14 protein-coding genes are annotated in these 19,929 nt (G+C 38.5%); 12 read left to right on the top strand and 2 right to left on the bottom strand.

The window, feature by feature from the left end; genetic code table 11:
- Positions 1–42 precede the first annotated feature (42 nt).
- Genes SUCMO_RS0102140 through brnQ form a run of 6 tightly spaced genes read left to right on the top strand, consistent with a single transcriptional unit; the run spans position 43 to position 6,392 of the window.
- On the top strand, positions 43–1,014 hold the full coding sequence (locus tag SUCMO_RS0102140) for a metal ABC transporter substrate-binding protein (RefSeq protein ID WP_019878786.1): 972 nt from the start codon (positions 43–45) through the stop codon (positions 1,012–1,014).
- A gap of 2 nt (positions 1,015–1,016) precedes the next feature.
- Positions 1,017–1,745 carry a metal ABC transporter ATP-binding protein gene (locus SUCMO_RS10185; protein ID WP_019878787.1) on the top strand — a complete coding sequence of 243 codons (729 nt, stop codon included), beginning with the start codon at positions 1,017–1,019 and terminating at the stop codon, positions 1,743–1,745.
- Positions 1,745–2,650, top strand: coding sequence for a metal ABC transporter permease (locus tag SUCMO_RS10190; RefSeq protein WP_019878788.1), 906 nt, complete (start codon positions 1,745–1,747; stop codon positions 2,648–2,650). Before SUCMO_RS10185 ends, SUCMO_RS10190 begins: the two co-directional genes overlap by 1 nt.
- Complete coding sequence (locus SUCMO_RS0102155; RefSeq protein WP_019878789.1) at positions 2,647–3,465, top strand: PHP domain-containing protein; 819 nt, start codon at positions 2,647–2,649, stop codon at positions 3,463–3,465. The genes SUCMO_RS10190 and SUCMO_RS0102155 overlap by 4 nt, the downstream gene beginning before the upstream one ends.
- Positions 3,466–3,482: 17 nt before the next feature.
- Complete coding sequence (locus tag SUCMO_RS0102160; protein ID WP_019878790.1) at positions 3,483–5,027, top strand: DUF4127 family protein; 1,545 nt, start codon at positions 3,483–3,485, stop codon at positions 5,025–5,027.
- Between the two features lie 24 nt (positions 5,028–5,051).
- On the top strand, positions 5,052–6,392 hold the full coding sequence (gene brnQ / locus SUCMO_RS0102165; RefSeq protein WP_019878791.1) for a branched-chain amino acid transport system II carrier protein: 1,341 nt from the start codon (positions 5,052–5,054) through the stop codon (positions 6,390–6,392).
- Positions 6,393–6,488: 96 nt separating this feature from the next.
- On the opposite strand, the gene SUCMO_RS0102170 is transcribed toward brnQ, so the two are convergent.
- Both SUCMO_RS0102170 and SUCMO_RS0102175 read right to left on the bottom strand, forming a co-directional pair.
- Positions 6,489–7,916: an alanine/glycine:cation symporter family protein gene (locus SUCMO_RS0102170; protein WP_019878792.1), complete on the bottom strand. Its 1,428-nt coding sequence runs from the start codon at positions 7,914–7,916 to the stop codon at positions 6,489–6,491.
- Positions 7,917–8,158: 242 nt separating this feature from the next.
- The gene (locus tag SUCMO_RS0102175; RefSeq protein ID WP_019878794.1) at positions 8,159–10,525 is read right to left on the bottom strand and encodes a putative bifunctional diguanylate cyclase/phosphodiesterase; all 2,367 of its coding nucleotides are present in this window, start codon (positions 10,523–10,525) and stop codon (positions 8,159–8,161) included.
- Between the two features lie 230 nt (positions 10,526–10,755).
- Between SUCMO_RS0102175 and SUCMO_RS0102180 the strand changes: the two genes are divergently transcribed.
- The 6 genes from SUCMO_RS0102180 to hpdB all read left to right on the top strand — a co-directional run bounded on the left by SUCMO_RS0102180 (position 10,756) and on the right by hpdB (position 19,924).
- Complete coding sequence (locus tag SUCMO_RS0102180) at positions 10,756–11,943, top strand: FprA family A-type flavoprotein (RefSeq protein WP_019878796.1); 1,188 nt, start codon at positions 10,756–10,758, stop codon at positions 11,941–11,943.
- A gap of 265 nt (positions 11,944–12,208) precedes the next feature.
- Positions 12,209–12,937 carry a LuxR family transcriptional regulator gene (locus SUCMO_RS11615; protein ID WP_019878797.1) on the top strand — a complete coding sequence of 243 codons (729 nt, stop codon included), beginning with the start codon at positions 12,209–12,211 and terminating at the stop codon, positions 12,935–12,937.
- Positions 12,938–12,943: 6 nt separating this feature from the next.
- Positions 12,944–14,914 carry an ATP-binding protein gene (locus SUCMO_RS0102190; RefSeq protein WP_019878798.1) on the top strand — a complete coding sequence of 657 codons (1,971 nt, stop codon included), beginning with the start codon at positions 12,944–12,946 and terminating at the stop codon, positions 14,912–14,914.
- Between the two features lie 40 nt (positions 14,915–14,954).
- Positions 14,955–15,857, top strand: coding sequence for a response regulator (locus SUCMO_RS10895; protein ID WP_019878799.1), 903 nt, complete (start codon positions 14,955–14,957; stop codon positions 15,855–15,857).
- A 151-nt stretch (positions 15,858–16,008) separates the two neighbouring features.
- Positions 16,009–16,995, top strand: a complete 987-nt coding sequence (gene hpdA, locus SUCMO_RS0102200) for a 4-hydroxyphenylacetate decarboxylase activase (RefSeq protein WP_019878800.1) — start codon at positions 16,009–16,011, stop codon at positions 16,993–16,995.
- Between the two features lie 214 nt (positions 16,996–17,209).
- Positions 17,210–19,924: a 4-hydroxyphenylacetate decarboxylase large subunit gene (gene hpdB, locus SUCMO_RS0102205; RefSeq protein WP_019878801.1), complete on the top strand. Its 2,715-nt coding sequence runs from the start codon at positions 17,210–17,212 to the stop codon at positions 19,922–19,924.
- Positions 19,925–19,929: the final 5 nt, after the last annotated feature.

A 19,929-nucleotide genomic window follows, 5' to 3' on the forward strand; every position in this document is an offset into this window, starting at 1 on the left:
TGGTCTTTATTTATTTTTAGAGAAAATTTAAGGGGTGAAGAAATGAAAAGAATTTTGCTTTTATTTTTAGCAGTAAGTATGTTGTTAATGACAGGTTGTGCGAGTAAACAGAGTACGCCAGCGACTAAAAAAGTGCAAGTGGCGGTAAGTATCTATCCTTTAGCTGAATTTGTTAGAGCTGTAGGCGGGGAAAAAGTTCAAGTGAATACTTTGGTTCCGGCAGGAGTTGAGGCTCATAGCTACGAATTAAGTGCTACGGATATGAAAACAATTACTCAAGCACAAGTGTTTGTATATAATGGCGGTGGTATGGAGAGTTGGGCAGATAAGGTTGAGCAAAGTCTTAAAGATAAACCTGTGAAAATTTTACAAGCGGGTAAAGGGTTGTTTGTGAAATTAGATGAGGAACATCAACATGATGAACACAAAGATGAACATAAACACGAAGAGCATAAGCATGAAACTGGTCATGTACATGACCATGGCGGCTTTGATCCTCATGTTTGGTTAGATCCAGTTTTAGCTAGTAAACAAGTAGCAGCGATTTCTGAAACTTTACAAGCTGCAGATCCAACGAACAGAGAGTATTATCAAAAAAATGCCGCTGCTTACCAAGCGGAATTAAATAAATTAGACCAAGAATTTAAAGCAATGCGGGCTCAAGCCAAACAAGATGCTTTTGTGACAACACATAGTGCTTTTGGTTCACTGGCTAAACGTTATGATTTACACCAAATTGCAATTATGGGCATTACACCTAATGTAGAACCAACGCCGCAGGCTTTGGCAAATTTAATTAATCTAGTTAAAAAAGAGCAAATAAAATATATTTTCTTTGAAGAACTAGTAAGTCCTAAAGTTGCGCAAACAATCGCGGCTGAAGCTGGGGTTAAAACTTTGGTATTAAATCCTGTGGAAGGCCTAACTAAAACACAGCAAGAGAAAAAAGTAACATATTTAGAATTAATGCGTCAAAATATTGCTAATTTAAAAATTGCTTTGGAGAATAAATAATTATGGGCGTTATCAACTTACAAAAAGTTGGTTTTACTTATGGTGAACAGTGGTTATTTAAAGATATAAGTGTTCAAATTACGGAAGGTGATTTTGTAGCGGTAATTGGGCCCAACGGTGCGGGAAAATCAACTTTATTACGCTTGATTGCCAATATTTATCCGCCTACAGCAGGGCACGTGTATTTATTTGGTCAACCGATAACTATGTTTAAAGATTGGCAAAAAATTGGTTATGTACCTCAAAATCCTGCACGGCAACAAAAAAGTTTTCCAATTACGGTGCGCGAAGTAATTGCCTTGGGTTGCTTGCGCGCTAATAGTCTATGGTCCGCCTTAACCAAAACGGACAAGCAAGCGATTGATGCTGTATTGACTGAATTTGACTTGCAAACTTTAGCCGAACGACGTATTGGGGATTTGTCAGGTGGACAACAACAGAAGGTTTTTTTGGCCAAGGCTTTAGTGAAAAAACCGCAACTATTATTGTTAGATGAACCCGCTACGGGAATTGATAGCCAGACGAAGGTCGAACTATATGAACGCTTGGCGATTTTGAATAAAGCTGGTTGTACGGTTGTGATGATTTCGCATGATTTAGAACTTACAGCGCGAGTGGCTAGTTCTGCCTTATGTGTAGATCGCGGCGTATGCTTTTATGGAAAGGCGCAAGCTGTATTGAAACACCAAAATAAAAAACATACCGATTATTATCAGGGACAGGTGCAATAATGGAGATACTGAGTTTTGATTTTATGCAACGAGCTTTATTGGCAGGCTTGATTGTCGCGATAAGTTGTCCGTTGATTGGCGTTTTTCTAGTTGTGAGACGACAATCAATGATCGGTGATGGTTTAGGGCATATTGCTTTTGCGGGTGTTGTAGCTGGTTGGATTTTGGGCTATAAGCCTGTGGCTAGTGCCGCTTTATTTACGACCTTAGGCGCTTTAGCGATTGAACGGGTACGCTCTTTAAAAGCTGAGTTTTCGGAAATGATTTTGGCAATATTTTTCTATGCGGGGATGGGTATTGCGGTAGTCTTATCCAGCTTACCGCAAGCTGGGGGCTTTAATCTTAGTAGTTTTTTATTTGGCAGTATTATGACCGTAAGTAGTGAAGATTTATATTGGGTTGCGGGATTGGGGCTGTTAAATTTATTGTTTGTTTTGCTAATGTACCGACCGTTGGTATATGTGTCTTTTGATGAAAGTTCAGCCCGGGTAAGTGGGATGCCGGTAAATAGATTAAATTTACTTTTGAGCATTCTTACAGCACTGAATGTGGCTATTGCGATGAGAGTGGTGGGCATTCTCTTGGTCTCGGCTTTACTGGTTATTCCCGTTGCTTGTGCCTTGCAAATTGCTCGGAGTTTTAGTCGCACAATGCTTTGGGCGACAGTGTACTCTTTGTTAGGGGTACTTTTAGGTCTAACAGCTTCTTATTATTGGGATTTAGCGCCGGGGGGAATGATTGTACTCTTGTTAGTTGCAGCTTTCTTTATTACGACTTTGTGCGCCAATGTTTTTCAAAAAAATACGCTGCTTTTACAGAGCGGGAGCGCAGAATGTGCTTGTGGCTTTCATCATGTAGAGTGTGACGGTGATTGTAGCAAAGCAGAATGTGAGGATAAACCATGATTGTAGATTTACATATACATACGGATGCTTCTGATGGTTGTGATAACCCTGTGACTCTAATTCGGAAAGCGCAGGCCAAAGGTATCGGATTGTTGGCAGTTAGTGATCATGACAGTATTGATAATGTAGCGGCAGTACAAAGCTTAGCTAAACAAGCTAATATTGAAGTTATTAGCGGTGTGGAAATTTGTTCTAGTGTGCATAAAGAAAGTTTTCATATCTTGGCTTATAATTTTGATTTGCAAAATAAGGGGCTACAAGAGTTGCTGCAATATAATCAGCAATTGCTTAGCACTAAAGATCAAGAAACAATTGAAATTTTAAAAAAACTGGGTTGGGCAGTGGATTTAGCCGAATATCAAGCTTACGAACGGCCGCGCAATTTAGGTGGCTGGAAAACCTTGAATTATTTGCAGGCCAAGGGGTTGTGCACTGGTGTAAGCGATTTTTTTGAACGGATTTTTACCGCTCAAAATGGTTTGAGCTTTCCAACCTTTTTAAGTCCGAGCGAAGTGATTGCAGTAATTCACCAAGCGGGCGGTGCTGCTGTTTTAGCCCATGCTGGCAGTAGTTTTCATGGACAGGGTTTGCAACGTGCCTTGGATATTTTTGCGACTCAAAAGCTAGATGGTTTTGAGTGTTATCATCCGGAACATAGCTTGCGCGATACCCAACTATTGGTGGAACATTGTCAGCGGGAAAACCTCTTAATTACTGCGGGCTCGGATTATCACGGTGATTTTGTGCCCACTAGGCACTTGGCACAACCGGAAGTAGGACTAGAAGTCTTGAACTTAGTTGGATTGCGTGATTGAACAAAGGAGGGATACTGATGTGCTGGCGGGGTTTGATTTTAGCTTTATTATTAATTTGTGTGAACATTTCTGAGGTTCAAGCTAGTAAACTATTATATATTCCCATGGATACTCGTCCTGTTTGTCTAGATTATACACTAACTAGTTTACAGGCTGCGGGCGTGCAAGTTGCTTATCCCGACAGAGAGTTTTTGGCGGACAATAAACAAGATGCACAAGTGGATAAACTATTTAGCTGGTTAGAAAGAGAATTACCAGTGGCTGATGCAGTAGTTTTGTCCACAGATAGTTTGATTTATGGTGGTTTGGTAGGCTCACGCACCCATGAATTGCCCTTAACAATTTTACAGGCGCGTTTGCAACGTTTATTGGATTTATTAGATAAGTATCAAGTGCCAGTTTATGCTTATAGTACAATTATGCGTACACCGCGAGCTAGTTCAGGGCGGGTAGAACCAGCTTATTATGCTCAGTATGGGGCACAAATTTTTCGCTATACACAGTTGCAAGATAAGCAGGAATTGGAAAAGTTAAGTCCCAAAGAGTGGCAAGAATATCAGCTTTTGCAACAACAACTGCCACAGGCTGTTTTGACTGATTGGCAAACGAGACGCGATAAAAATTTAATTATTAACCAAAGGCTCCTAGAGGCAGTGCAAGCGGGTAAGTTTACCTATTTTATTTTAGGGAAAGATGATACGGCTGTATATTCGGCTTCGCACCGAGAAGCTCGGATTTTGGGGCTACAAACCGAAAATCTTTTGCCTAATGTCTATGGTAATTTTGTCGGTGCGGATCAGTTAGGCTTAGTTTTAGCAGTAAGAGCGGTTAGTAGCTGGCAACAGCAGTTGCCATTTATTTATGTGGATTATAATCAAGGTGTTGCGGGTAAAACTATTCCCAGTTATGAAGATATGCCTTTAGAACAAACTGTAAAAGCTCATATTTGGGCGGCTGGAGCTTTTGAGACTAAGAGTTTAGCTCGGGCGGACTTGGTTTTGGCTTTAAATACGCCAGCAGATGGGGTCACTTTAGAGGCCTCAAATCCAGTGAACAGTGTAGACAAACTTCAGACAAAAGCAGAGTTTTTACAAATCTTAGAAGTATTTCAAGTTATTAAAAAACCAGTGGCTCTAGCGGATGTAGCTTATGGTAATGGAGCAGATAATGCTTTAGTGGCAGGTTTGTTTCAAAAAGATTTAGCTTGGAATTTAGCTGCTTATGCTGGTTGGAATACCGCTAGCAATAGTCTGGGTTATGCCTTAGGACAAGGAATTTTAAGTCCGCAAATTTCTAGGGAGGCACGCGAAAAACTGTTAGCCGTGCGTTATCTAGATGAATGGGCGTATCAGGCTAATGTACGCCAACAAGTTTATCAACAGTTAGTATGGCCAGAACAATTAAATGGTCAAGCTTTAGGATTGCAAACAGCAAAAGTTGAGGCTAAAATTGCTACAAACATGCGGGCTTTTATCAAAAATAAAATGCCAGCAAGCTACCAACAAGTGGAATACAAGTTGCCTTGGCAGCGTATGTTTGAAGTGCAAGTTAAAATAAATTAAAAAAATTAGAGTGAGGTAGATTATTTGAAAGCAAGTTATTCTGATGTTGTCGCTTTTGGGTTAGCCTTGTTTTCCTTATTTTTCGGAGCAGGCAACTTTATTTTTCCCCCTTTGTTGGGTCAAATGGCGGGAGAACATTTAGGTATTGCCTTAATTGGCTTTGTAGTTACGGCCGTAGGCATGCCGTTATTAGGGGTGTTAGTAGTTTCGCTGATTGGTAGTCCAGACCCCCAAACCTTACCGAGTCGAGTTAACAAACGCTTTGCGTTAATCATGATGACCTTAATTAATTTAACGATAGGTCCGGGTTTTGCTATTCCACGCACGGGTGCAGTTGCCTTTGATGCTGGTATCAAGCCTTTTATCACTAATCCAGACTGGGTGACAGCGGGATTGTTAATTTATTCGCTCTTATTTTTTGGGGCAAGTTATTATATTGCCCTTAATCAACAAAGTATTACAGAGCGTGTTGGTAAAATACTAACACCAGGATTGTTAATTTCTTTAGCATTGTTGGTCGTAAATGCCTTTTTGCAACCTGCTGGCAAGTTGCAACCAGCTTTAGGAAATTATCAAACAATGCCTTTAAGTGAGGGCTTTAAAGCAGGTTATTTAACGATGGACACGCTGGCTTCGATTGTTTTTGGAGTTTTGATGTTGAATATTATTCGCAGTAAAGGGATAACCTCTAGAAGAGAAACACTAAGATTTGGTCTAGGGGCTAGTTTTATTGCGGCAAGCTGTTTAATGTTAATCTATGTTTCTTTAGCTTATTTAGGTGCGACTAGCTTAGAAGTAGCTGGTAAAGCGGAAAACGGTGGCATGATTTTAGCTTGGGCTGCCAATTACTATTTCGGGACTTTGGGTAATGTAATTTTGGCCATATCTTTTACCCTAGCTTGTCTGACAACTAGTATTGGTTTAATGTGTTCTAGTGCTACTTTTTTCACGACTATTTTCCCGAAAATGATGTACGAAAAGTGTGTATTGTGGATAGCAGTTTTTGCTTGTTTGGTAGCTAATGTGGGTTTAACGAAACTAATTGCGATATCTATTCCGGTGTTAGTATTATTATATCCAGTGGTAATTGTCTTAATCGCTTTGGCTTTTGTACATAATTTTGTTAATTTAGCCCCCAAAGTATATCAACTTTCGGTAGGCGTAACCGTAATTATGGGTTTAATAGAAGCTGTTAACGCACTGGAGCTTAATATTAGCTTTATAAATAGTTTTTTAGCTAAGATTTTACCGCTATATAATCAGGGGTTTGGTTGGGTAGTTCCCGCAATTATTGCGGCGATAATTGGTTACTTTATTGCGGCGGATAATGGCAGCGGGATGGAAGAAAATACCTTCAGTTTATAAAAAATTAAAAATAAAAGGGTGTAACGACTTGAATTTCAAGGCGTTACACCCTTTTGTGCGTATGACGTTAGGCAGATGCGCCTAGGTTTTTAGAAATTATTTTTTTGCTTTAGGTTTTACTTTGCTATTAGGCCAACAGTGGATACCTTTTTGTGAAGGCATAATGCTAGCATCAAAAATTGGCTCGGCAATTCCCGCGCGTTTTTGACGCACATAATCTTCTAAGGCAATATAGACATGCTTGGCTAGCATAGAGATTGCCCCCAAATTGGTAAGCGCCATTAGAGCCATAAATAAATCGGCCATATCCCAAACTAAAGCAACTTTAGCTACGGAACCGAACATTACCATCGCTACTACGCCGATTCTGAAGGCTGTTAGCCAAACTGGATTGGAGTGTAAAAAACCGATATTGGCTTCGCCATAGTAGTAGTTGCCAATAATTGAACTAAAGGCAAATAAACAGATTAATAGGCCTAAAGCTACTTGGGCAAAAGGACCAATATGATAAACTAGCGCTGCTTGGGCTAATTCAATTCCCGTAAGTTTAGTTGTTAAATGTTGTCCAGATAATAAAATAATAAAGGCGGAAGCAGAACAAACCATTAAGGTATCAACAAATACGCCAAAAGCTTGGATTAAACCTTGTTTAACAGGATGGGTAGCTTCAGCAGTTGCAGCTGCGTTAGGCACAGAACCCATCCCTGCTTCATTAGAAAATAGTCCTCGTTTGATACCAGTCATCACGGCGACGCCGATACCACCGCCCATAGCCGCATTGGTATTAAAGGCCGAAGAGATGATTTCCATAAATATTGCAGGAATTAAGTTGATGTTTAGTAAAGTAATAATTACAGCTAATAAAATATAGGCACCAGCCATAATAGGTACTAGCCATTCGGTAAACTTAGCAATACGGGTAATGCCCCCAAATATTATTACCCCAGTAGCTACGGCGAGAATTCCACCGATGATACTACGATCAATATTGAACGCAGCACTAAGCGCTACGGAAATAGTATTTGCTTGTACAGAATTAAAAATTAGTCCGAAACTAATACTGATTAAAACGGCAAAGGTTGCGGCAATTGCTGGTTGACCTAAAGCATTTTTAATATAATAGGCAGGACCACCACGAAAACCACCTTGTTGATTGGGAACTTTATATATTTGCGCTAGGGTGCTTTCGACAAAGCCACTAGCTGAGCCGATTAAGGCAATCATCCACATCCAGAAAATTGCGCCGGGACCACCGCTGACAATTGCAATTGCAATTCCGGCAATATTGCCGACCCCTACGCGGGAAGCCGTACTGATACAAAAAGCTTGAAAAGAAGAAATTCCTTGTTCAGCTTTTTGTCCGACTCCTTCATGTAAGAGCCGAAACATTTCGGGAAACATTCTTATTTGCACAAATTTGGTTTGTAAGGTGAAGAGAATTCCTAACCCTACTAGCAAGACGATTAAAACATAAGACCAAAGAATATCATTGGCAAAACTTACAAAAGTTTCAAGAACAGACATGAAATACCTCCTAAAATTTTAAATTCAGCTTAAATTTTACCATAAAATATTGATTTTGCCTATTCATGCGGGCTATATTTTACAAAGACCTGCTGACTAGATTAAGCTACTGTTTACACTGTAAAGCAAGCGTTTTGGGAGAAGAGTTTTTAGATTTTGTTGTTTGATGCAGTTGCTTATAAACAAAAACAGCCTCTGGTATTTTGAGAGGCTGTTCAGGAATACATTTTCAGTTTAGATTTTTAGCTTTGATTTGTCTGGTGTAATTGTTTTGCCAAATCAGAGAGCGAAAGCGGTTTGCTAGAATAACAACCCTGAATTTGGCTACAACCGAGTTCGCGGAGCGCCGCCACTTGCGTTGGTGTTTCTACACATTTAGCAATGGTGATAACTCCGAGTTCTTGGCAAAGTTTAATGATTGCGCGCACTACACGATAGTGATAATTACTTTCGGGTAATTGTGCAACCAATTCATGGGAAATTTTAAGCATATTAATCGGATATTCTTCGAGGTAGGCTAAAGTAGTGTAACCTAAACCAAAATCACTTAGAGCCACATTTACCCCTAAATCCCGCAATTGTTTTCGCTTTTGCAGGTTGAGGATTTTGGCTTCGGGATCTTGGGCTTCCGAGATCTCTAAAGTTAACCAATGTGGTTTAAGGTTATAATTTTGCAGGTAATGTTTGATTCTTTCGGGAAAGTCATTGCAGGAGAATTCTTTGGCCGAAATATGAGCGCAAACACTGAGATCCTGGGCGTAAGTTTCGTTAAGAAATTTAATATCTTGGCAAATTTTTTCAAATAAATAATGATTTACTTGTGTGATTAGGCCGCTTTCTTCGGCTATGGGGATGAATTCTTTGGGTTCAACTAAGCCCAGTTCAGGACTTTGCCAACGTACGAAAGCTTGAATGCCTACTAGTTTATCATCTAATAAGCGAATTTGTGGTTGATAATTAAGAAAGAGCTCTTGTTCGCTTAAGGCTTTGCACAGATTGCTTTCGATTTCTAATTTGCGGAACTCTTTTTTCAAGAGATTATCTGTAAAGAGGCTTACGCGATTTTTACCTTTGTATTTGGAATTATAAAGGGCAATGTCGGCAAAACGCACTAAATCACTGCTGTTTTGCGCATGAAGTGGGTAGATGGAAATACCAATACTAATTGTCGAGAGCACCTTATGGTTGCCAATATAAAAAGGTTTTTGAAATATATCTAAGAGTTGATTTGTTTTTTTGATAGTACTGGCAACACCACGCAAATTATTGAGAATAATTACAAATTCATCGCCGCCATAGCGTGCTAAAAAATCAGTACTATGCAAATGAGCCCGCAATTTTCTCGCTGTAGAAATCAAGAGTTTGTCGCCTATTTCATGACCATAGTGATCATTAATATACTTAAACTTGTCTAAATCAATAATTAAGAGCGCGAACATTGTTTGGGCATCGGCGTTTTGGATTAAATGTGTGAGATATTCGTTAAAGTTGCGGCGGTTAGGAATATTGGTGAGCGGATCGATGTTCGCGGCCATATGCAAATCTTTGGTGCGCGCGACAATCTTATCTTCCAAAGATAGATTGATTTCGTGGATTTCATGAACTTTTTCAAGAAGTTCGTTATTGGTAATTTGATATTTGCGATTTAGCATATCTAGGGATTCGTACATTTGCAAATGTTTATTAATTAGTTGACGGATAATAAACAGCGCCAGAAAAAAGAGGTTAATTAACCAGTTTTGGTAATTAGTGATAATAATTACACCTAACAGGCACAGCAAAAGTAAATTAGTTCGGAGATTAAGGTTTGGCAGGGTTTGTTCTGGATTATAAGTTAAATTTAAACTACGATTAATTTTTACAAAACTAGCCAAGCCAATGACCATTAAACTTATCGGCCAAAAAAGATTAATTAAAGGATAATCATAGTAGATTTCGTGCCCTTCCAAATAGATATAGATAAAATCAGTTAGAATCCAAATTACAAAACCATACAGCGCAAGTTTTTCTAAGCGGGTTTTGGAACTATCTTCGCTTTGTTGAATAAGAAATAAGGCCAAAATAATAAAAAAGTCTAAAATAGCAGAAAAAAGCAAGTATAGATAAAAATAATTAGACCAATTAAAATTGGGCATTAGAGGTTTAACTAAAAAAGTTAAAGTTGGATAGGCTAAAAATGTACCTAACAAGAGCGAATCGAACAGCAAACGAAACTTTTCCCACTTTTCTGAATTCTGAGCCAAAATAAAAAAGGCGGCAACGGTCATAAACAAAGTTGATAACAGATAAAAAATATGACTAAGATGGTCTTGAGGAACGGTTAGCGATTGAGCGCTATAAATGTAAGTAACCCATAACAAATCGGCTAACCAATAGGTCGCCGCGGCCAAAAAGAGCACTAATTGATAAAATTTAGCTTCCGTGGTACTTTGCCAATTTTTATAAAACAATAACATAGCAAAGCTAGAGCCTGCTAGCGAAAAAAGATTATTGGTGTCAATTGCACCTAAATGAAAAAAATTGGGCGCGGTAATGTCAAAGAGCAGATACACACATAAATACAATAGTGGAACCAGAAAAATCAAACGAATTCGAACTTGCGCTAGCATAAAAATTCCTCCTTTCGAGCAATTAATAATGCAGTTACTTTAGTACATTCTACCGCAAAGTAAAGTGGCTTAACAAGTCCTACTTTAGCTGTATTTTCAAGATTATTTTGCATATTAGTTATGGATTTTATTTAGTAAAGGAAATTGAATTTTGATTAGGCATTTGTTATAATGAAAATATCGAAAAGAATAATGTATACCAAAAATTTAAAGAAGAGGTGGTATGGCGGATGAATAAACAAGAATTGGCTAAAGGCGTATATTTTGTGGGAGCTATGGATTGGAATATGCGTGATTTTCATGGTTACACAACACCACGAGGTGTAACTTATAATTCTTATTTAATTGTTGATGAGAAAATATGTTTAGTAGATTTAGTTAAGTCGCCTTTTGCCAACGAATTATTAGAGCGCATTAGTGCTATTGTAGATCCAGCAGCGATTGATTATGTCGTAATAAACCATGTAGAACCAGATCATGCAAGTGCGTTGCCGCAAATTGCGCAAGTAGCCAAAAAAGCGAAATTTTTGATTACGGATAAGGGGCAACAAGAAGCAGAAAAACTTTATGGAACTACAGTTGATTATCAGATTGTTAAGACGGGTGACACAATTAGCTTAGGGGCGAACAGTTTAACTTTCGTACCATTGCCAATGCTTCATTGGCCAGATTCAATGGTATGTTATTGTCCAGAGCAAGGAATTTTATTTTCTAATGATGCTTTTGGGCAACATATTTGTACCAGCAAGCATTTAGATTATGAAGTTAATTTAAACGATGTGCTCTATGAGGCGGAAAAATATTTTGCCAATATCTTAATGCCTTATGCTCGTTTAATTCCTAATGCGCTTAAAACTCTGAGCAGCTTACAGATTAACTATATAATGCCAAGTCATGGGATTATTTGGCATAAACATATTCCGGAAATTATGGCGAAATATGCTGCTTGGGGTGCTTTGGAAAAAGAAGCACGGGTAGTTATTTTATATGATACGATGTGGGGAGCTACGGAATGTATGGCTCGAGCTATTTTGGAAGGGGTCGCTAGGGCAGGTGTAGAGGCTAATTTTTATCGAATAAGCTTAAGTGAGGAAAGCCATGTAGTAAGTGATGTTTTAGGTGCTGGGGGAGTATTGGTAGGTTCACCTACGCTTAATTATGGCATGATGCCGACTACAGCTTCGCTGTTGTATTATTTGAAGGGGCTAAAACCAACTGGTAAGTTAGCGGCGGCTTTTGGTGCTTATGGTTGGAGTGGTGGTTCGCAAAAAGAGATGGAAGAATTGCTGACTAAAGCAGGTATGCAAGTACAACCAGGCATGACAGTAGCTTGGAAGGGGAACGCAGAAGAATTGGCGGCATGTGAACAATTTGGTTATGAGTTTGCCCTGAAAGTACAAGAAACTTTTGGTAAATAATTTTATCAGGGTTTAAAATTTAAATCTAAGAAGGTTTAGCAACATGGATAGTGGGGCTAAACCTTCTTTTTTTTATATGGCCTTTAAGGCGGTTAGGTAGAAAGTCGTGTTTTCTGGAGTGGACAAAAAATAATAGTTTTTCTTGGTGACAGACAATGTTTGTGATATGCTAAGAGTAAATAATTATTAAGTAATAAATTATTAGGGGAAATATTTTAATATAAGCTTTGGAAACGGCAGAGATGAAACTTTAGGAGGATTCAAAGTGGGACAAGAAGAATTGACTAGAAAATGGGTAAAATTTATGGGCAAAGATAAGCTCCAATCCTTGCAGGACGCTTTAGCGGCGGCTGTAGATATGAGTGTTTGTCTGTTAGATTTGCAAGGACGAGCCCTTACCGTGCGTTCCAAACCATTATTGTTATGTCACCAAGTGCGCAAGAGTAAGCGAGAATTATGTAAAAAGGAATTTTTAGTGGCTTTAGAAAAATGTAAAACGGAGCTAGCACCTTGTATTCACGAATGTTATTTTGGTCTGAAATATTTTTTGTATCCAGTGTTAAGTAATGGAAAACTAGTTGCGATTGTGCATTGTGGCGGTTATTATGAGGGGAAAAATATTTTACCAGAACGGCTAGCGGCAAAATTTGCGGTGCCAGTTTTGCAGAATGAGCAAGTTGAGAAAATCTATCAATTGCTCTTACAGATTTTAAATATTATGGATTTTGATGTGGATATAGCTACTTGGCAAAATGATACAGATACGCCAGAAACACCAGCTAAGGCGGATACTTATGCTTTGGAATTTTTCGAAGGCAAATTAAGTAAACGGGAATGTGATGTGGCGATGCTAGTTTGTGAGGGGATTAGCAATAAATTGATTGCTGAACGGCTTTATATCAGCGAAAAAACTGTGAAAACGCATATTAGCAACATTCTTAATAAATTAGACGTTAAAGATCGGATGCAAATTATGATGTTGGCGAGAAAGTAGGCAAATATGCAAAAGCAAATGACAATAAAGAAGCAGCTGTTAATTTTTGCCGTAATTATGGTTATTTTGCCAATGATGGTGCTGTATGTAACCGCCCATGTTTTTGTGGTCGATCAGATTCGTGAAAGTCAAAAAAATTATTTGAGTATTGCGATGAAAGTTGCGCGTTCGGAAATGCATAAGCGTGAGTACGAGATGCTGAAAGTGGTGAACTTTTTGGGTAAATCCTCGCAAATTGCCAAAGAAGTACAAAAACCACAAAGTGCTTATATTGAAAAAATGATTGACAATTTACAAGAATCTTGTCAATATTTGGATTTTATAGTCGTGGTGGATGAGGATTTGCGTGTAGTTGCCCAATCTAGTGAAGATATTCAGGCTAAGAGCCAGTGGGATTTAAATGGGCTAATTGCGATCGCGATGCAACGCAAAGCGGGAATTTGTTCGGAAGAAGTTACCGATATTGCGGATGTGTTTGTGCCGCAATCTGCTAGCTATAAAAAATTTGTTGTTAGTAGTTCCAAAGCTAAAACTGAACAATTAATGACTAAAATGGGTGTAGGTGTGGCAATTTCGCCGATTTTTTCAGAAGCGGGAGCGGTTTTAGGGGCGATAATTGTGGGAGATATTGTAAATAACGATGATTATTTTCCTAATCAATATAGTGCGATGGTAAATAATTCTTTTTTAGCTTTTTCGATTGATGGAATTCGGGTAACCTCTAATATCAGTACTGGTTTGGGAAGTAATTATGTAGGCACAAAAATGCCAGTAGATATCGCCGATTGGCAGGGGAAATATCATTTTGGTAAAGTTAAAATGGGGAACGAACAGCATATTTTTTTAGACGAAGAAGTAAAAAATTATCGTGGAGAAGTTGTTTCAGTAATTGGCGTGGGGATTCCCGAACAGGCTTTTTCGGGAATAGTTACTAATAATTATGTGCATGTAGCCATAGTGGCGATATTTTGTTTGGCGATTTTATTGTTTTTGGCGCGGATTTTTGCTCAGAGTATAACGAAACCGATAGTTTATACAACGGATTTGGCTAAACAGATCGCCGAAGGCAAACGGGATTTAGAAATTTGTACCGAGCAAGAAGGAATTGGGCGCGAAAATATGATTTTGCTAAGTACTTTTCGGTATTTGTTAGAGCAAATAAAACGCAAAGAAGCAGATATTGATAATTACATTGCCCAATTACATGAATTAAATGGGGAATTGGAAAATAAAATTGCCAGTCGGACAGTAGCCTTAGAAGATGCCTTGCAACAATTGTTGAAAGCTGATAGAGTGAAAAATGAGTTTTTGGCGAATATGGGACATGAGTTGCGGACGCCATTAAGTGTGATTATTTCTTCGGTGGATTTGTTGGGACAAGAGTTTGTCGGTGAATTAAATGATAAGCAAAAAAAATACGCCAACAATATTTTGCAAAGTGCGACTAATTTGTTGCAGTTGATTAATGACATTTTAGATTTATCTAAAATTAATGCTGGAAAAATGAATATTTCTTATAGTCAATTTTATCTATGTAGCTTGGCCAATCAGGTTATAGACGAGTTGCGAAGTTTAACGCGGGGCAAAGAAGTGGAAATCAAGCTTAGTTGTGAACCGGATGATTTTTTGATTTGGGCCGATGTGATTAAAGTAAAACAGATTTTTTATAATCTCGTGTCTAATGCGATAAAATTTACTGATGCGGGAGAAGTAACAGTGACTATTTCTTTGAAAGGTGATATTTGTGAGGTGGTAGTGCGGGATACTGGTATTGGGATTGCTCCGAGCAATTATGAAAAAGTATTCCAAGAATTTGTGCAAGTGGATAATTCTTACCAACGCAAATATGAAGGTACAGGCTTAGGCTTACCACTTACTAAGAAATTGGTCGAAATGCATGGGGGGCATATTTTCTTGAAAAGCAAATTACATAAAGGTACAGAAGTATTATTTACTTTGCCGATAAAGGAACGCTGAAATTTAGAGCGTTAACAAAAGAAAACTAGGGGGATTTTTAGTGGTGAAAGTATTGGTTGTTGATGATAATATGCAAAATAGCGATTTACTAAAAGATGTGCTAGAAACCTGGGGTTATAAAGTAGCAATTGCTACGCAAGGTTTGGAAGTAATGCCCTTGGCTTTGGAATTTCAACCAGATTTAATTTTATTAGATATTATGCTCCCTGGCATGAGTGGTTTTGAAGTTTGTATGGAGTTGCGTAAGACTGAAGCTACTAGCTTGTTGCCAGTTATCTTATGTTCGGCTTTAAATGCAGTTGAAGATCGCATTCATGGGTATCGGGTAGGAGCGGATAATTATCTGACGAAGCCGATTAATTACAATGAACTTAAGCAGTTATTGGCTTCGTTGTTAGCACGTAAAGTTAAGGTTGATAATATGGAGATGCAGAATAAAAATGCCCAGCTAGTTTTGGAATTGGCTGGTTATCAGGCCCCACAACTTAGACAGCAAAATCAAGATTTACAGAGTTTATGTAGTAAAGTATTGGCACGCAATAGTTTGGCTAAAATTGAGGAAAGTCGGGTGTTATTAGCGGCACAGTTGCTCGGGGTGTCTGAGGTACTCGCGGGAACTCAACTGGATAAATATGCTTGGTTGGAAAACTGGAAATGTGCTAGTTGGTTAAAACCACTGCTTAAAGCAGCAGAGTTAGCTGAAACAGAAGTTAGTAGTGCTCTTTTGCAGGAGTTACAGCATTTGAAATTATTTCGGGAATGGCAAATTTTATTTATTGCCTGCGTGTGCTCGGAGCAATTACGTCAAGAAAGAATTCCAGCTCGGATGTTAATCGATGTGTTGGGCAAACAATTCTTGAATATAGGTTGTGAACAAACTACACTGGATATGTTTAATAAGGTTTTCTTGGGTGAAGACCTACTGCTCAGTATTGGGGTGTAGAAACTAAGCCTTTAGCAGGAAAAGTACTACTTTAGAAGTAGTACTTTTTTTCTTTTGGTTAAATTTTACTACGCAGGGTTCATGTGAAAAACTCATAATTAAGATAAAATCAAGGCAAAATATAAATATCAGCAGAGGAGTTGAGGAAAGTATGACTTTTTCATTAAGTCCGATGGGCAAACAAAATGATTTAGTTGGGGAAATTTTTGACATACAGGCTTATTCTGTACATGATGGTCCAGGATGTAGAACTTTGGTGTTTTTGAGTGGCTGTCCATTAAGATGTGAGTGGTGTGCTAATCCGGAAGGCTTAGAAAAACGTAATCGTAACTTATACCGAGTTACTAAATGTATTCATCGGACACGCAATTGTGAACGTTGTATTGCGGCTTGCCCGCATCAAGCAGTAGCATCTAATACGGATTTAGATAGTGAAATCCCGTTGTTAATTGATTGGGATAAATGCTATCAATGCACAACCTTAGAATGTACGCAAGCCTGTTTAGAGGACGCTTTTAAAGTTTGCTCGAAAAAATACACGGTACGAGAATTATTAGCAATATTTAATCGAGATCGCCATTTTTGGGCGGGGAAAGGCGGCGTAACCTTCAGTGGTGGCGAACCAATGTATCAATATGAATTTTTGCAAGCCGTACTAAAGTCTTGTCGTGAAGTTTATATTCATACCGCCATTGAAACTAGCGGTTTTGCTAGTCGCGAAGTATATCTAAATACAATGAATTTAATTGATTTTGCCTTTAATGATTTAAAACATATTGATTCAGCGAAACACCAAGAAAAAACAGGGGTATCAAATGAACAAATTTTAGGAAATATTGAGGCTTTAGCGCGAAGTAATTGGCCAGGGCGCTTAGTTTTGCGCTCACCGATTATTGAAGATTTCAATGATACTGCAGAAAATATGCTGGGAATTGCTGAATTTATGAAACGGGTAGGCTTAGAAGAGTTTAATTTGTTGCCTTTTCATCGTCTCGGTGACTCGAAGTGGAAACAATGTGGCATGGAGTATCCTTATACGTTTTATGAGGCTACACCACCCGAAAAATTAAGAGCTTTGCAAAAAATCTTATTAGATCAAGGCATTAAAGCTTATGTAGGCTCAAGCACTCCATTTTAAGCCAAAATAAATCAGACTAGCTTGCAACTAAAGTATGAGTTTAAAGTTAAATTGAGAAAAATTTACTCCGTCTAGCCCATGTTCGCAAACATGGAAAAACATACAATAAACTCAAACGGGGGACTGAGAGTAGTTAAGTTTTTTGTAGAAATTGTTTAATTGCTTAGAAAAACAGTATAACTCCCTAAGGAGATTAAAGGAGGTTTAAAAGTTTATGGCAAGAAAGTTAGTGGACATTCTAGCAAAAGAGGGGATTCCTTTACAACAACAAGTTGGTGGGGTTGCTCCTGATGAAATCGTGGATCGTGAGATACACAAAGAACCTACTCCTAGAGGTAAATATTTGAAAGACATCTATTTGCAAACTCTTTCTTCAACCACTTGCGAATTTACTTATTGGTATAATCGCAAATACAAAGAAACCGAAGGGGATTTACCAGTAATTAGACGGGCAGAAGCTCTCAAAGCTGGATTTAGCAGACAATCTGTAGTTATATTCCCGAAAGAATTACTAGTTGGTGGTAAGGCGCCTTATTATCGTGGCTCTTTCCCAATGCCTTGGTTATCAGAAGGGTTTTTCTTAGCTAAAGAAGATGAATTGTATCAAGCAGCTCTTTCAGCAGGTAAGGCAAGTGCGGATGAAGTTAGCGTATTTGGTGCTGGGGGCGGTAACGTAACCAAAAGCTTTGGTAATGTAGTATCTATTTCTGGTAAATATGGGGTACGTAAAGATGAAGTGCCAGTAATGACCAGATTAGCTAAAGAATGGTTTAATAAATCAGTTGATGATATTGGTCATAAATATGAACAAATGGTACCGGAATATGACATTAAAGAAAAAGTAATGCGTTCAGTAATTTGTATGTTTGACTCTGGTTATACCTTACCACAAGGCCGCGAAGTAATTAACTATTTCTTCCCACTAAACTATGGTTATGATGAACTTATTAAAATGTGTGAAGAAGGTAAAAATGCTGTAGCCGGTCGGGCTGATGGCGATGGCGTTATTGGGATGGATAGATTATACTTCTACGAAGCTGCTCGCTTAGTATTTGAAGGTATCCAACAATGGCACTTAAACTATGTAACTGAAGCTAAACGTTTAGCCGGTATTACTAAAGATGAAAAACAAAAAGCGGAATATCTCGAAATCGCAGAAATTATGGAACATATTGCCCATAAACAACCAAGAAACTTCCGTGAAGCTTTGCAAATGATGTACCTAATTCATATTGGCGTACTTAATGAAGATGCAATTTCTGGGATGTCTCCAGGTCGGGTAGGCCAAGTATTATGGCCATGGTTTGAACAAGATATGGCTGCTGGCCGGATTACAGAAGAACAAGTTATTGAATTGCTTGAATGTTATCGTGTAAAAATGACTTGTATCGACTGCTTTGCGTCTATGGGTGTTGTAGGTGGCGTACTTTCTTCTAATACTTTCAACAATTTAACTATGGGTGGTTTGACTAAAGATGGTCAATCTGCTGCCAACCGCTTAGAAATGTTGATTATGGAAGCTTCGATTAGCTGTCAAACAACTAATCCAACTTTATCAGTAATGTATGATGAAAAAACTCCAGAAGAATTTATGATGAAAGCTATGGAATGCGAAAAAGCGGGCTTAGGGATGCCGGCCTTCATGAATAATCGCGGAGGTATGGAATTTTTGTTACAACAATATGGTCCAGAAGGAATGACAGTAGAAGAAGCAAGAGCAATTGCAATCGGTGGCTGTCTAGAAACTTCGCCATGTTGCTGGAAAGAATTGACTTTAAACGGCAAAAAATACTGGATTCCTGGCGGCGCTGGTCAACCAACTTCTGTAGGCGTACACTTTATTGCTAATCCAAAAGTATTGGAAATGGTATTAACTAATGGTTATGACCACCGTACTGGCTTACAAATTTTACCAGCTCATAACAAAAAATTTGCAACATTTGAAGATCTTAATGATCAATTTAAAGAATACTATGCAATTGTTATTGACTGTCTAGCAACTACCAATAACATTCAACATGATATTTGGCGCAAACAAAATATGGGTATTTTCAACTCCTCTTTGAAACCAGATTGTTTGGCTAAAGGACAACATATAGGCAACCTTGGCTATCGTTATAATGGGACTTTCAACGTAGAATCATGCGGTACGGCAAATCAAATTAATGCTCTAGCAGCCATTAAACACTTGGTATATGACACTAAAAAATATACTTTAGAGCAAATGATTGATGCAATCCAAAACAACTTTGGCTTTAAAACAGCCGCAGAAGTTGGTAGCTTCTCCTTGGCAGCCCAAGAAAAACGCGATAATGATAAAGGTGAATATGACCAAATCCATGCAGACTGCTTAAGAGCACCTAAACATGGTAATAATATCGAAATGGTTGATGAAATTTTGAAAGATTATGAAGCTTGGTTCTGTCAAGTTTGCCGTAACTATGAATCCTTATACGGTAAACCAATGTATGCTTGCCAAATTTCAGTATCTACGCATGGAGCACAAGGGGCTGTAACCTTAGCGGGTGCTGACGGTCGTCTCTATGGCACAACCTTTGCTGATGGCTCAATGTCGGCTTACCCAGGTACAGACCTCCATGGTGCTTATGCGTTGTTTGAATCAGCTTGCTGTTGGGATCACAGTCAATCACAAAACTCACAAATGAACTTAAAATTACATCCAAATGCAGTAGCAGGGATTGAAGGTTCACGTAAATTGCTTGACTTGACTCGTTCTTATATGCGTCGTGGTGGTTACCACATCCAATATAATATCGTTGACTCCAAAGTATTGAAAGAAGCACAAGCAGATCCAGGTTCATACCGTGACTTGTTAGTACGGGTAGCTGGGTTCACTCAATACTGGGTAGAAATTGGTAAACCAATCCAAGATGAAATTATCTCTAGAACAGAGTATGAAGGGGTGTAAGCGAA

Origin of the sequence: Succinispira mobilis DSM 6222, assembly GCF_000384135.1 — a bacterium.
In the GTDB taxonomy this organism is placed as follows: domain Bacteria; phylum Bacillota; class Negativicutes; order Acidaminococcales; family Succinispiraceae; genus Succinispira; species Succinispira mobilis.

What these genes read in the sequence shown, in the direction of transcription:
- SUCMO_RS0102140 (WP_019878786.1), top strand. Translation starts at nt 43, where the DNA reads ATGAAAAGAATTTTGCTTTTATTTTTAGCAGTAAGTATGTTGTTAATG.
- hpdB (WP_019878801.1), top strand. Translation starts at nt 17,210, where the DNA reads ATGGCAAGAAAGTTAGTGGACATTCTAGCAAAAGAGGGGATTCCTTTA.
- SUCMO_RS10185 (WP_019878787.1), top strand. Translation starts at nt 1,017, where the DNA reads ATGGGCGTTATCAACTTACAAAAAGTTGGTTTTACTTATGGTGAACAG.
- SUCMO_RS0102175 (WP_019878794.1), bottom strand. Translation starts at nt 10,525, where the DNA reads ATGCTAGCGCAAGTTCGAATTCGTTTGATTTTTCTGGTTCCACTATTG.
- SUCMO_RS0102180 (WP_019878796.1), top strand. Translation starts at nt 10,756, where the DNA reads ATGAATAAACAAGAATTGGCTAAAGGCGTATATTTTGTGGGAGCTATG.
- SUCMO_RS10190 (WP_019878788.1), top strand. Translation starts at nt 1,745, where the DNA reads ATGGAGATACTGAGTTTTGATTTTATGCAACGAGCTTTATTGGCAGGC.
- SUCMO_RS0102170 (WP_019878792.1), bottom strand. Translation starts at nt 7,916, where the DNA reads ATGTCTGTTCTTGAAACTTTTGTAAGTTTTGCCAATGATATTCTTTGG.
- SUCMO_RS0102155 (WP_019878789.1), top strand. Translation starts at nt 2,647, where the DNA reads ATGATTGTAGATTTACATATACATACGGATGCTTCTGATGGTTGTGAT.
- hpdA (WP_019878800.1), top strand. Translation starts at nt 16,009, where the DNA reads ATGACTTTTTCATTAAGTCCGATGGGCAAACAAAATGATTTAGTTGGG.
- SUCMO_RS0102190 (WP_019878798.1), top strand. Translation starts at nt 12,944, where the DNA reads ATGCAAAAGCAAATGACAATAAAGAAGCAGCTGTTAATTTTTGCCGTA.
- SUCMO_RS0102160 (WP_019878790.1), top strand. Translation starts at nt 3,483, where the DNA reads ATGTGCTGGCGGGGTTTGATTTTAGCTTTATTATTAATTTGTGTGAAC.